We start from the raw sequence: 15,072 nt of genomic DNA, 5'->3' as shown, positions 1-15,072 counted from the left end.
TTATTTGTAATTTATTCCTTGTAAATATTTTCTTTGTTTTTCTCTCTTCCACCACAAAATCGGTGTTAGAAGTAGGTGTGGAACCAGAACGATGGGTGAGATGATCCAGATTGCCGCCATCAAATATACCTTAAAGAATTTTATCAGCAATGGGCGTTTTTCCTTTTTCTTGATGATGAGGTTAGACCAAACTGTGAAGATTTTGTTCCCCACTTTTTCTACTCTTACCAAGAATGGGCGAATTTCTACTGCGCCATTTTTTACTAAATCCGGTTGTAATTGGCTGTAATCTCCTGTTCTGAAATGTTTTTCTATAATAGTTCCGTATTTTCCGGCTCCGTTTATTTCTTCATCCGAAACTCCGGCTGCAGGAAGTAGTCCAGATTTTTCTTTTTGCCCCGTTGTTAACCATCGCAAAATGGTTAAAACACTGGTGTAATTGTCGTGGCGGTCTACCAAAGCGATATTTCCGATAAGTTTTGCTCCGAAATTTTTTAGATAAACTTTTAGTTTTTCCTGAGACAACATCCACATATTTCTTGTACCGGAAATAGTAACGACAGGTGTATCTTTAAGCAGATTTTCTGCGTACCCACTTTTTAGGAAAGAAATAATGGGGATAGAGGGTGTTAAATACCAAACCTGATATCCGAAAAGGATTAAATCAAATTTTTGGTTTAAAATTTCTGCAGGAGGCGGAAGAATTTCACTAGGGATTTGTAGATAAGACTCTGGAAAAGTATCAAAAAAGACATCACTAGACCACGGAAACGGGAAGTCTTTTTTAAGCTGAATATTGTAATAAGTAACTTTATATTCTTCTTTTTTATCTTCAAACGGTTGGGCGATATTTTTTACAATATCTTCTAGCTGACCGGTTTGAGTGTAGTAAATCACTAAAATATTCTTCTGCATGAACTAAATCTTATTACAAAAAGTGGTTTGTCTTTTATGGTTATGTTTCAGCTTACAATTTAAAAAATTTTCTTGAACAAATTACAAAACGAAACTTTTTAGTTAATTTCTTTTTCTTTCACAAAAATTTTGATATTTCCTAAATCTCCTGTCAATACAAAACCTTCAATATCTTCGCTAAAATCTGGGAGATTCAATAAAATTATTTTTTCGGAATCAATTTTTCTCTCATTGATTTTAAAGGAAGCATCGGAAACCAAAATCACGCCAATTTTCTTATTAATCTGTGAATATTCGGTAATGTAAGAGATTTTTCTTTTTTGAACCAGGTAATTTTGCTCCGCAATTTCTCTTTTTTCCTGATTTTTAATCATGCTGAAAACCCTTCTTCCCGCTTCTTGTAAAGTAATGAGTACATCTTTTTGACCAAAATCATCGGAAATGTGAAGAATATTTTCATCTTTTTTCAGAAGAGAATTAAGCTGTAAATAAACACTTCTGTTGTGTTCGAAATCGGTTTTTACAGTTTTCACAACATCTTCGTCTTTATAAAGAAAGCTTAAGAATAATTTTTTTCTGAAATAATTTTCATCTTCAATTTCTTGCCTCAGTTCTGCAAATTTTTCACGGAAATATGCGTTGATTTTTTTCGTTTTTTCAGAATAATTGATACCAAAACTGTGGTCTTCAGTTTTAATTCTTTCGCCAACTTTTACCGTAATTTTACCATCGTAAATAATGAAGTCTCCTTTCGGTAACACCTCAGAGTTTCCATGAATATAAACCGGAAGAATATCTAATTGAAGCTCTTCTGCTAAATAAAAAGCGCCTTTGTGAAATCTTTTAACCTCGTTGGTGTAAGAACGTTCCGCTTCTGGGAACACAACCAAAGAATATCCTTGCTTTACTTTTTCTTTAAGTTTATCGAGGCTTCCTTCAATGCCTTGCGAAACGGGATAAAAGCCTAGAGCTCTTACCAATTTACCAAAAATAGGAGAGTTGTAAACCCAGTCATTTACCAAAAAAACAATTTTGTGAGTAACCATTCCAATTGCCAAAGTATCTAAAAATGATGTATGATTGGCAATAATGATAACGGGTTTCTCGAAGTTTTCAGTAGGGTTTTTAATAAGGTGTTTTCTTACAAACGGATTCGTGTACAAAACTGAAACCATAAATTTCGCAACGAAAAATTTGATGAATTCTAAAGTTTTGCCTTTTGATTTTCTTACAAAGAAACTTGCAAAAACAGAGAAAAACAAACCTCCTAAACCATAATAAAGAAAAGAAAATACTGAATGTAAAAACAATCTGAGTGTAATGGGCGAAAGCCCTTTTTTCTGTCGGTTGATAATTAATAGTCTAAACCAGAATGGATACAACGTGGAGGTAATTACAATAACAGAAAACATTCCGATTAACGCAACCAAAGCTAAAGAGTGTAAAGCAGGATGTTTCGCAAAAATAAGGGATCCAATCGAAAGAATTGTAGTGAAAACCGCCAACATAATTGAAGTTCTGTATGTTGGAAGCTGGTTTTTTCCTGTCGTATGTTCTTTCTGCATTGCTTGTGTAAGAAAAATACTAAAATCGTCGCCCACACCTACAACCAAAGTACAAACAACGGTACTGAAAATATTAAGTTCTAAACCAAAAAGCCATAATAATCCTGCTGTAACAATTCCGGTTAAAACTATGGGGAACATGGTGAGTAAAGTGAGCTCGAAATTTCTAAAGAAAAGAACAATTGTGATAAGAATTGCAAGAAGAGAATAATTGATAAGTGTATTGAAATCATTTTTTAGTAACCCTAAAAAGTTCTCATTCATTTGTTGGCGGTCGATGGCGATACTGTTTTTCGATTTTTCGAAGTCTTTCATGAAGGCATCTCGCTTGTTTTCGTCTACTTTTACAAGATTCGAAACCGTGTAAAAACCATTGTCTTCACTTATGAATTCTGAAATTTGTATTGCATTTACCGTTGAATAATCTTTTAAGTTTAAGGTAGAATACGTTTTATTCAGATTTGTATTGAGTTGATCGAATGCGGAAGCGTTAAACCCGAATTGGTTTCCATTTTTCACCAATTCAGAAAGGGTTTTAGATTTTTTAGATTCGTCCCAAAAGTTTTTCCAATCTTCAATCTTTTTTTGTTGGTCTTGCTTCGATAAAACAATGTTTCCGATGGAGTTGTAGCTTAAAATTTTACTAGCTTGCTTTTCTTTTTCTAAAAATTCTGAAAGTTTTGCATTTTGTGATAAAGCTTCGTCTTCAGAATTTCCGTAAGAAATCGTGTAAATAGATTTTGAAGCAATATCTGAAAGTTTTTCAAGCTTCGCTTCGCTTGTTTTTAAATCATCAGGAACGAAATTTAAATCTCCGATATCGTTATTAAACCCCACTTTATTAAATCCAAAAAGACAAGCAATGATAATTGCGGAGCAGCCTAAAATGAGAGGTTTATTTTTTTCGTAAGGATAAGAGCTTATTTTATCGATAAAATTGGAGCTTTTGGTTTCTTTTTCTTTTGGATTGTACAGTTGTGGAATAATAATTAAAGCAAAAACTGCAGAAAAAATAACGCTCATTGCAGCAAAAATACCAAGATCTTTTAAGGCTTCCGATTTTACCAAAACAAGACATAGAAAAGAAATTGCAGTAGTTGTACTACTTAAAATAAGAGGTTGGGTAATTTCTTTGTAAAGCTCTTCGATATTGTTATTGTGTTTGTAATGCGTAAGAATATGAAGGGCGAAATCTATGGTAATCCCTATTAAAATAGCACCTACACTTAGAGAAATTGCAGAAATTCTGTCTTTAAGAAAATAAAGCATCATTAATGACAGCAAAACGGCAAAAACCGTAGGAAGAAAAACGATAAGTGGCGTGAAGAAATTTCTGAAATAGTAAATAAGGATAATCAAAAGCAAAGTCATCGAAATAATAACCGTGTTCTGAATATCTTTTTTTATTTGTTTCGCATTGGCAACGGCTATGACGGGCGATCCAAAATAGCTGATTTCTGTTTTTCCTGCGAATTTTTTGTTCAGCTCTGTTTTTATTTCGTTTAAACGATCAATAAAAACTTCGTTGTTTTTGGTGTCGTTACTTTTGTTTTTAGGTTCAATAAAAAGCAAAAGATTTTTGCCATCTTTCGATACGATGTAATTGTCTTCTAGTTTAAAATCTTTGCTGATATTTAGAGAGTTTAGTTTTTTTAATCCTAAAAAAGTAATTCCAAGAGGATCTTTTTTTATGAATTGTTTTGTTACTAAACTCGTGGGTGAAACCAAAGAAATGTAATTGCTCTCTACCTGTTTTGCAATGCTGTCTTTATTAATTTTTTGTGATATTGTCTTGTAATCGTTTTCATCTAAAAATAAAGGAAGGTTTTCGTTTACAAAATCGAAAGTTTTTGAAATTTCCTCGTCATTTACTTTTCCTTGAACCGAACCAATATATTTTTCTAATGGCTGAATTTTGTTAAAAAAAGCATCAGCGGTTTCTGATAACTGAAAATCTGTATTTTTCGACTTGTTTTCGATGATAACGATGATTTTATCAGAAAAATTGAGCTGTTTTAAGACTTTTGCAGTGATGTCGCTCTTTTCGCTTTTGGGAATGATCTGCGTAATATCTTCTTCAAACTTAATTTTTGAAATAAAGAAAAAGCACACCAAAGACATGAGTAATGCCGTAAAAACAGTAATAATTCTGTTTCTTTTGATGAGGTAGTATAAAGAAATAAAAAAGCGATGCATTATATTGATTCAGGTTTGCAAATTTAATTTTTTAGACTTAAGGTCAAAAGTTTATGATTTAACTTTTGCGGATAATCATTAAATTATTCTACTTTTGCAAAGCTTGGTCTTTATAACGAAAGCAAAAAACACAACATTCCCCTCAATTATATGTCGCAAAATCGTGATGAAAAACTTAGTGCAGTTCTTTTTACAGCAATTCTACCGATTTTGTTGTTTTTCATGGTGTATTACGGTTTTGAATCGTCTTATGTAAAGCTTAAAACGATGGAGAAAGCTCCAGATTTTATGTTTTCTTCGGTGTATGCATATCGTGTGATTCCTAATTTTTTGAGTGTAATTGTCCCAGATTTTCTTGAAAATTTTGTTAATAGCAGTTTAATTTCTGCAAAACCATTTATTTTAAAACAGGGAACGATTTTTTATCACAGTATTTTTTTGATTAATCTCGTTTTCTTTTTGGGAAGCTCTTTTGTTTTAGATAAAATATTAAAATTCAGCCCGAATTTGTTTGCTTCAGACGGAAGAGTGCGAAAGCTTTTGCATTTGGCAGGGATTTTTTTGATGGTTATTGTGCAATATGTTCCTACAAATTGCGATTCTATTGCGATTTTCTTTTTCTTATGGGGTGTTTTTTTTAGTTTGAGGTTTGCGAAATTTCGACAAAATAAAGATTTGTTTTTTCTTTGTCTTACCATTTTTATTTCCACATTCGTAAGAGAAACTTCCTGTTTGAACATTGCCTTTTTTGCCTCTTTGCTTTTCGATTATAAAAACTTTTCTTTGAAAGAGTTTCGTTTTTATAAAGAAATTGCACTTGTAGTTTTTGCTTTTATTTTGCCTTACGTAGGTTTAAGATTGGCAATTTCTCAGGAAGCTTCGCTTGCAGAAGGGTTTTATTTGATGAAAAATTTTACGAGTCCGTTTAATTTGGCGGGTTTAGTTTTTGGTGTCATTTCCCTGTATTTTGTTTATACACTCTGCGGAATTGCTGAAAAACAAATTTTTCAAAACTTTATATTGTTCTCGTTTCCCTATATTGCCATGATTACATTTGTAGGATTGTTTTGGGAAACGCGTCTTTTTTTGCCTCTTTTGTTGGGCGCTTTGGTTATTTCTAGTCAAAACATTAATAATTTTCAGAAAGCTTAGATGAGTTTATTTCACCCGTATTACCTTATTATCTTTTTTGTGCTGTTAATTTTCAGTGCACAGGAAGTTTTTGGTCGCAGAATAGATAAAAAATATCAGTGGTATTTGGCTATTTTTTTAATTATTGTCGCGGGTTTAAGAAAATATGTGGGGCCGGATTATGGAAGCTATGTTGGTATTTATATTTACTCTGATCAGATTGATTATGTAAGTATTTTTTGTAAAGCGATTTATCTCGATCCTCCTATGCCTTTTGAGCTAGAATGGCTTTTTGTTTTGATTAACAAAGTTATGCTCAATATATTCAATGCGCCTTTTTATATGCTTACTTTGGTGATAGCTGCTATTACCATGTATTTCAAAATAGAGTATATTGATGATAATACTTTTTATCCTTTTACCTTTATGTTGTTCATGTTTATTCCTGGTTTTTTTATTGGGGAAAGTGGCCAGATTAGACAGTGTTTGGGTTCATTTATTGGATATTATGCGATTCGGTTTATCAAATCGAAACAACTTTTTTTATATGTTTTATTTATCTTTATAGGAGCGGGCATTCATAATGTGGTGTACGTTTTTCTTCCCATGTATTGGGTAGCTAGAATTCCTTTGAATAAAGCTGTGATGTTGGGTTCTATTATCGCATCAGTATTTTTGTCTCCGTTTGAGATCTACCGTAGTTTTGGTGGGTTTTTAGATGGTTTTGCAGGAGATAATGTCTTGGTGGAAGGTTTTAACGGATATGTAGATGAAACGGTAACTCGTCTAAATGGAGGTTTTGGTGTTCCGGAAGGAATGATGGCAATTCTCACCTTCTTTTTGTTTGTTTTTGACAACCAAATGAAAGAAAAATTTCCTTATTACGAATATCATAGAAACTATGCCGTTATCGGGATTTGTGCGTATTTTATATTCAGAAACAACCCAATTTTTTCTTCTCGTCTTGCAGGCTCATTTATTGGTTTTTCATATATCATTATTATAAATACTATGTATGTGGTAAACGACAGTATGAAAAGACTTATTTACGCATTTATCATTGCACTTTTTGCTTTTAATTTTGTGGTTTTCTCTAGCTTCAAAAACATTGTTAATGGGAACTTCACGATAGAACGTTACAAGAATTATCTTCTCCCATAATAGGGATTTCTAGAAAAATTTAAATTTATTTTACAAATTTATTTCAGTTTTTTACAAATTATCCGTTTAAATGTATATTTTTGTCTGCGTTGAATATTCTTCAATGTTAATTGGTTTATATTTAAAAATGTCTAAGTATAGTGAGTGTTTTGGCATTTTTTTGTATAGCTAATTAAGAACGAACACCAAATGAATGGAAAATAATATCCCACAATATTGCTATGAAACAGAAAACTATTTTTCCTGTGATAGCTTCGTTTGGTTTATTGTTTTGCAGCTCCCGAGCTTACGCTCAGCAAAAAGATTTTGTTAACCAGAACGAATCAAATCACATTGTAAATGCGGCAAAGATTCCGCTAGATCAGAACGCAAATGCGTCTAGAATGTATACCTATCCGTGGCTGTATGCGCCTAATAGCTATATTTTCGATCCATCATCTTCCAACGACGGGATTTATATCCCCGTAAAAAAGGCTTACGCAGTCTGGACTTTCTACAAGTATTTAAAGAGAGACGAATTCAACTACGACGGTAGAGCTACCGCCGAGCTTCTCTGGGAAGACAATCATGGTCTTATCAAGACAAGTGGAGGCTACAGACTTCGTCTAACGGGCTCTATGGAAGATGCCAAAATTATCGTTCCCATAAATAAAGCAAAGAAAGGAAACGCTGTGGTGGTTTTCAAGGTGGATGGTAAAGTGGCTTGGTCGTGGCATATCTGGGTAACAGATGATCCTACCAATGGCTCTACTTATCGAAGTTTTGAGAATGTAAAAAGAGAAGTTGCAGACGGTGGAACAGAGGTAATACCAACCACAGAATGGAAGTGGATGGATAGAAATCTCGGAGCAATTTCATCTTCAAATACAGCCGGAGAATGGAATCGAAGTGGTGGTTTACTTTATCAGTGGGGAAGAAAAGATCCAATCCCGCCTTTAGTTTTAAGGGGAAACGATTTTTATGAAGTTTCTGGAAGTGTGGGTAGAATTAGGCATCGTGGTGCAAAAAACTTTACCAATGCAACCAATTTCGATAATCTACGAATTTTCACACCTGTTACTAACGCTTCTATAGAAAACAATATCACACTTTCTATAAATAATCCATTAAGCCCTATTTATGTTTATAAAGATGATCTTTCAGGTCCTGCTTTTTACAATAATAATGCTAATTTGATGTACAACTGGTTTGGTGATTCTACTGATATTCCGGATAGTGAGCTTGGTGAGCTTAATTTGTGGTCGGATAATTCCGAAGGAAAAATTGAAGCTATTTATAATGTGGATTCTGCTGCATCACCTTATAGAAAAAAATCTCCTTTTGATCCTTGTCCGAACGGATGGAGACTTCCATCTATGTTGGTTGCTAATTTAGCCTCATCTTCTTATGTAGACGATGTGAGGATTGATTTTTCACCTTTCGGAGTACGTACAAATTTAGGAAGAGCTGCTTTTGAAGGTTCAGGATATCATATTATAAAGCCTTCTGATACAGGAGTCCCTTCATTTATGACAGGTTTTAAAGTGTATCCAAATGTAGGTTTTGATATGACTTCTGTAGGTGGATTCAATATGGGGAATTTCCCGGGAACAGGTCAGTTGGCGATCAATTCTCAGCAAGGGCAATATACAGATCAGCATCAAGTGGGGTTGTGGACAGCCACTATGACTAGGCTTTCTGATGCCACACCGGCCGTTTCTGCAAGAGCGTTATATATGGTTCCGGATAAGTATCAAAATGATCTGCCAAATCCTGCAGATCCTACCATAAAAGGTAGATATTGGTATATGCCTACTTCCACTGCAAAAACTTCTGATGCTAATGCATGTAGATGTATTCAGGATCCTGGATATGTAGTGCTGAATTATGATTATCCTACAGAATATTATGATGAGCCTTTGGATTATACAGTAGGTTTAAAAAATCCAAACTCGTATCAAATCGTAAAAAGTACAACTTCTTCTTTAATTGAAATTCCTGTGTCTAAAGCATTTTCAGTTCAAAGTCAGTTGTTGAATAATAAAGCAATTTTAAACTCTTCTAATTACAACAGTTTAAAAGCAAATGTTTTGTGGACAACAAACACAGCGTTAATTGGTTCTGTTTCACTTTCCAATCCTTCACCTTCTGGGTATGCAGATTTATCTGCTACAAAAATTCAGGTAAATGTAAATCCAAACCAGAGTGGGAATGCGGTAATTACCCTCCACAACGGAAGTATTACCAATCCTGTATATTGGTCGTGGCATATTTGGGTGACTGATACTGCAATTGGTTCGTACACCTACACAACAGAAACGCCTAACTCTGCTGCGCCTAATTACGTTAATTATGTTCAGAAAGGAGATGTTCTGAAGACAGAATTTATGGACAGAAATCTTGGGGCAACAGCTGCTTTTCCAATGGTGGCAAATCCTTTAACACCGGATGCAACAGAATTGGCTCAGATTAGAGCTTCTACAGGAATGCAATATCAGTGGGGAAGAAAAGATCCGATTCCGCCGTTTCAGCATACAGACAACAGAGCTTCATATAGTATTTATTTAGGAAATGTAAGTGCTACAGGTGCTATTACATATACCGCATTGAGTTACGCAAACTATAATAATCTTTCAGGGAATTACATTGTTCCATATAACACATATTCTAACGCATCTAATGCGAATTTGGTTGCTCAAGATACAGTTCCGGAAAAATTAGCAAAAGTGATTTCGTATTCGGTTAAAAATCCTTTAGTTTATATGATTCCAAGTACGTTTGCACCTTATAATTCTTCAGTTCCGAATTATACCAATGGAACCGACTGGATTTTAGATGAACCCAATTTAGCTGCAGACAGATGGGGAAGAGGTGGCGAAAAATCGGTTTACGATCCTTGTCCGGAAGGATGGAGAATACCAGATGTTACAAGCACAGCAATTATAAGCAACCGCGATTTTGGAATTTCACCATGGTATAAAGTGGATAAAAAAGTGGCGACAAGCTACAGCGTAATTAATGATTATCTTGGAACGAGAGTACGAAACAGTACAACCACTACGATAGGATATATGTACAATAATTCTGCGTATAATGTTGGAAATTTCCCTAATTCTGGCTCTCGCGGTTTTAGAAGCGTAACCGCCAATCAAACGCCAACCGGAACGTTTAATATGAATAATTACCAATATCCAGGAGTTTGGACGGGCGCTATGAATTCCAATTATATCGGAAGGTCCGTAAATATCATATTTGATGCCGCATCATCTGCCAATAGGATGATTGCTTTTCACGATAATAACGACCCTTATTTTGGGATGAATTGTCGTTGCGTAAAAGTGAAAACCAATGCAGCAGGAAACGAAGCAGGGCCAATTCCGGCAATTCCAGTAACGCAGGCTGGTTCATTCCAAGCGACCAATGTATTTACGCAGAAAGAACTTGTGGAAAAGGAAACCAAAAATCAGATTTCTTTATTCCCAAATCCTGTGCAAGATTATCTATACATCAAAGCAGATGTAAACAAAGATTATTACTATCAAATTTATAACGCATCGGGTCAGTTGGTAAGAAAAGGAAAGTTTGAAAACAACCGAACTAATATTTCAGACCTTACCAAAGGATTTTATTTAGTAAGAATAAATGATGCAGAATTGGTGGTGAAAATTTTGAAAAAGTAACTGTAAAAGTTTAAATTTTAAACATCATTCAGTTTAAATTTAAAATCAGAACTGAAATTGTTTTTAGAATTCGCTATAATTCCTATTTTTGACAACAAGAAATAAGAAAAGGCAGATTCTTCAGCAGTTTCAGTTCTTTTTTATTGAAAAACCACTCATTTGAAAAAAATCCAAAACTTGTTCACCGTAAGACTTGTCCTTAATCTTTTGATTTTGGCAACGGCAATTTTTGCGCTTTTTTTTACCTTTATTCACAACCGAAATTCGGATGGATATATTTTGGGAGACTGGCTCATTAATTACCAAGACGGAGGTTTTAAAAGAAGAGGTCTTTCTGGAAGTTTCTTTTTTCTGATTCAGGATATTACGGGTTTTAGGCTACATTATATTGTCTATTTTTTTCAAGTCATTATTATTTCAGGGTTTTTCTATACTTATTATAAAATCATTCAAAGAAAAAGCCCGGATCTACTTTATTTGTCGTTGCTTTTTTCGGCAATTGGTTTTATAGGAATCTTCAATTGTGTAGATTATGTAGGTAAAAAAGAGATGATTATCTTTTTTATTTTTTCAGTTTTTGTGAAACTTTTAGATGAAGACAATTTAAATCAATTCAAAGAATACATTGTGGTTTTGGCATTGTTTGTTGCCATGTTTTTCCATGAAATTACCGTGTTTTTTGTTCCTTATTTTCTCATCGCGCTGTACATTAAAAACGGAAAGTTTGAAATTAAAAGATATCTGAAATATATTTTAGCAACGGTAATTCCGGCTTGTTTGATTTTCTTTTTAGGAAAGGAAATTAATGAAGGTCATTCACTTCAAATTTTAAAAGAAAGAGGCGTGGTTCTCACTAAAGGTATTTTTTTCTGGAATTTTGATGAAAGAAAGTATTTTGTAGACCATTTTTCGGAATATCGTTTGTATGTCATCAGCTTTTTAATAAGTGTTGCACATGTAGCGGTTTATTTAAAGTATCAAAAATGTCAAAAGTTTTTGTCTATTGCTTTAGTGTTGACTTTTTTGTTTTCATTACCCTTATTTTATCTTGCAATCGATTGGGGAAGATGGTTATATATTCACATGATTTTTATAATTATTTTGTTCAGTCTGTTGCTTCCAAAACGCAGTAAAGATGAGGTTTTGGAGTTTTCAGTAAATAAAAGTAAAAATAGTATCGCATTTCTCTTTATATTATTTTCTTTGCTATATAGAGTAGAGATGTCGGGAAGAGGTTTTACTTGGGAAGGATTTCTTTACCGAGCGTTTATTTCGCCGGTAGAATTGTTAAATAAAATGATGTGAGCCACCCTATATTAAAAAAAGGCTTACTTTTGCAAAAAATTTCAGGAATGTCGAAAAATTTAGTTATCGTCGAGTCTCCGGCAAAGGCAAAAACTATTCAGAAATATTTAGGTAAAGATTTCGAGGTGAAGTCCAGTTTTGGGCACATCCGAGATTTGCCTAAAAAAGGAATGGGGATAGACCTTGCTACCTTTAGCCCAGATTACGAAGTTTCGGCAGATAAGAAGAAGTTGGTTACAGAGCTTAAAGCTGCTGTAAAAAAAGCCGAAATGGTTTGGTTGGCTTCCGATGAAGACCGCGAAGGAGAGGCTATTGCATGGCACTTGGCGGAAGAACTGAAATTGAAACCAGACAACAGAAAAAGAATCGTTTTTCATGAGATTACCAAAAATGCGATTTTAAAATCTATCGAAAATCCTAGAGATATAGACCAAAACCTAGTAAACGCACAACAGGCGAGAAGAGTTTTAGACAGAATCGTAGGTTTCGAAATGTCTCCTGTTCTTTGGAAAAAAGTAAAACCAGGTTTATCTGCAGGTAGAGTACAATCGGTTGCGGTAAGATTAATTGTAGAAAGAGAAAAAGAAATTCGTGAGTTTACCCCAAAAGCAAGCTTTAAAGTAGATGGAGTTTTCTTAAATAAAACATCTCAGGAAATTTCAGCAAAGCTTAAAAAAGACTTTGATAAAGAAGAAGACGCAGAAAAATTCTTAGAACAAGCAAGAACTACCGAGTTTAAAGTTTTAAATGTTGAAACAAAACCAGGAACACGTTCTGCATCTGCGCCATTTACCACTTCTACATTGCAGCAGGAAGCTTCTTCAAGATTAGGATATAACGTAACCAACACCATGCGTCTTGCACAGAGATTGTATGAAGAAGGGTACATTACGTATATGAGAACCGACTCGGTAAACCTTTCTCAGGAAGCGATTGAAGGGGCTAAAAAACAAATCATCTCAGAATACGGAGCAGATTATTCTGCGCCAAGAAATTATACAACAAAATCGGCTTCTGCACAGGAAGCTCACGAAGCGATTCGCCCGACAGATTTTGCAGTAAAAAGCATTGGTGATGCACAGTTGAACAGATTGTATCAATTAATTTACAGAAGAACATTGGCTTCCCAAATGGCAAATGCTAAAATCGAGAAAACTATTATCGAAATTGGCAATGCAAAACTTCCGCAACATTTTGAAGCGCAAGGTGAAGTGATCATTTTTGATGGTTTCTTAAAAGCATACGGAATCGTAAAAACTGAGGAAGATGATGAAGAAAACAACGAAAAACTACTTCCAAAAGTAACAGTTGGAGAAGTTTTAGACTATAAAAAAATTACAGCAACAGAAAAATTCACAAGACCAAGCGCAAGATATACGGAAGCTGGGTTGGTAAGAAAACTGGAAGAACTGGGAATTGGTCGTCCTTCAACTTATGCGCCGACAATTCAAACTATTCAGAACCGTGAATATGTTGATAAAAGAGAAATTGAACCACAAACCAGAGAAGTGGTAAAAATTTCTTTAGCAAAAGATAAAATTAAAAAAGAAGTCCTTGATGAGAAATTCGGAGGGGATAAAAATAAATTCGTTCCTACAGACACCGGTGAAGTGGTAAGTAATTTCTTGACAGATAACTTCAAAGAAATTCTAGATTACGGTTTCACGGCAAGAGTTGAAGAGAGCTTCGACGAAATTGCAAACGGAGGTCAGAAATGGAAAGAAATGATGACGGATTTCTACTCAAAATTCCACCCAAGAATTGAACACGTAGAAGAAAATGCAGACAGAGCAACAGGCGACAGGCTTTTAGGTGTAGACCCTAAAACAGGTAAAAATGTACATGCAAGAATCGGTAGATTTGGTGCAATGATTCAGATTGGGGAAACCGAAGATGAAGAAAAACCAACGTTTGCTTCTTTGATGGCTGGACAAAACATTGCAACCATTACTTTAGAGGAAGCTTTAGAATTGTTCAAACTTCCTTTCGATTTAAATGAAGTTGATGGGCAATCTGTTTCTATCGGTGTTGGAAGATTCGGTCCTTATGTGAAGTGGGGAGAAACCTACATTAGCATTCCAAAAGGTGAAGACCCGCTTTCTGTAGACCAAAGTCGTGCAGAAGAAATTATCGCTGAAAAGAAAAAAGCAGATGCGCCAATCGCAACTTACAAAGGCGAACCTGTAACGAAAGGAGCGGGAAGATTCGGCCCTTTTATTAAGTATAAAGATATTTTTGTGAATGTTCCTAAGCGTTATGATTTTGAAAATCTTTCGCAAAGCGACATCAACGAATTGATTGATGCTAAACTTGAAAAAGAAGCCAACAGATACATTCAACACTGGGAAGCAGAGAAAATCTCCATAGAAAATGCAAGATGGGGCCCTATCGTAAAACACGGAAAGAATATTTATAAAATTCCGAAGAAAAAAGACGATACCAAATACGAAGCAGACGATTTGAAAGACGTCTCTCTCGATGAGGTTAAAAAATGGATTACTGCACAAGACCCAAAAGCCTTTGCAGAAAAGAAAAAACCAGCCGCTAAAAAAGCACCTGCAAAGAAAACAACAACAGCAAAAAAGCCAGCCGCAAAAAAATCGGCAGCGAAGAAATAAAAAAGCAAAGCACAGATTTTTGGTCTGTGCTTTTTTGTTTTCAATATTATCTAATTTTTCTTCCCTTTAAAAAGTAAATTGTTTTCATTTAGTATATTTTGAATAATAAAGACAGAATCATTTCTATGTTCAATTGTAGGAGAAGAATATTTCCCGTTCTTATCTTTGTAAGTAATATTAGCCACTTTGAAATCGTGCTTTTTGTCTAAACTGTCCTTTACAATGATAATTCTCTCATTTCCGTTGATGATATCTAAAGAATGAATGGTCAATTCATATTTATCCACATCATTGATGTATTTTTCATCATTGTAGGTGAAGTTTTTAGGGTCAATTTTTTTGTTTCTTTCTTTATAAAAGTTTTTATTTTCATTAGAGACTCTAAATTCTAAATCAAAATCTCTATTATCAACAGAAGGATTGTAATACCAATAAACAACTAGCCCTGTTATTATGATGAATAAGACAGATAAACTATAGTTAATGTATCGGAAATACCCTTTTTTCATGAGTAATTTGTGT

Annotated in this window: 8 protein-coding genes; 5 read left to right on the top strand and 3 right to left on the bottom strand. The window is 34.3% G+C overall.

The genetic code is table 11. The features are described from left to right. Together AC2A1D_RS09255 and AC2A1D_RS09250 are read right to left on the bottom strand one after the other, a co-directional pair. A complete protein-coding gene (locus tag AC2A1D_RS09255; RefSeq protein ID WP_484043355.1) occupies nucleotides 1–915 on the bottom strand; it encodes a dialkylresorcinol condensing enzyme DarA in 915 nt (304 codons plus the stop codon). Between the two features lie 98 nt (nucleotides 916–1,013). Then, nucleotides 1,014–4,676, bottom strand: a complete 3,663-nt coding sequence (locus AC2A1D_RS09250) for an MMPL family transporter (protein WP_484043354.1) — start codon at nucleotides 4,674–4,676, stop codon at nucleotides 1,014–1,016. A 150-nt stretch (nucleotides 4,677–4,826) separates the two neighbouring features. Between AC2A1D_RS09250 and AC2A1D_RS09245 the strand changes: the two genes are divergently transcribed. The 5 genes from AC2A1D_RS09245 (at nucleotide 4,827) to topA (ending at nucleotide 14,550) form a co-directional block, all read left to right on the top strand. Continuing rightward, nucleotides 4,827–5,828 carry a hypothetical protein gene (locus AC2A1D_RS09245; protein WP_484043353.1) on the top strand — a complete coding sequence of 334 codons (1,002 nt, stop codon included), beginning with the start codon at nucleotides 4,827–4,829 and terminating at the stop codon, nucleotides 5,826–5,828. Beyond that, complete coding sequence (locus tag AC2A1D_RS09240) at nucleotides 5,829–6,968, top strand: EpsG family protein (RefSeq protein ID WP_484043352.1); 1,140 nt, start codon at nucleotides 5,829–5,831, stop codon at nucleotides 6,966–6,968. 221 nt (nucleotides 6,969–7,189) lie between these two features. Then, the gene (locus AC2A1D_RS09235; RefSeq protein WP_484043351.1) at nucleotides 7,190–10,627 is read left to right on the top strand and encodes a T9SS type A sorting domain-containing protein; all 3,438 of its coding nucleotides are present in this window, start codon (nucleotides 7,190–7,192) and stop codon (nucleotides 10,625–10,627) included. A gap of 159 nt (nucleotides 10,628–10,786) precedes the next feature. Beyond that, complete coding sequence (locus tag AC2A1D_RS09230) at nucleotides 10,787–11,932, top strand: hypothetical protein (protein ID WP_484043350.1); 1,146 nt, start codon at nucleotides 10,787–10,789, stop codon at nucleotides 11,930–11,932. A gap of 47 nt (nucleotides 11,933–11,979) precedes the next feature. Then, a complete protein-coding gene (topA, locus tag AC2A1D_RS09225) occupies nucleotides 11,980–14,550 on the top strand; it encodes a type I DNA topoisomerase (protein WP_484043349.1) in 2,571 nt (856 codons plus the stop codon). A 50-nt stretch (nucleotides 14,551–14,600) separates the two neighbouring features. Here topA and AC2A1D_RS09220 read toward each other — a convergent pair whose 3' ends face one another. Further along, nucleotides 14,601–15,059 (bottom strand): hypothetical protein, encoded by a 459-nt coding sequence (locus AC2A1D_RS09220; RefSeq protein WP_484043348.1) that lies wholly within the window; start codon nucleotides 15,057–15,059, stop codon nucleotides 14,601–14,603. Nucleotides 15,060–15,072: the final 13 nt, after the last annotated feature.

Source organism: Chryseobacterium sp. HNCC26DJ239 (assembly GCF_057180445.1).
This window is presented reverse-complemented; position numbering and strand designations above follow the sequence as displayed.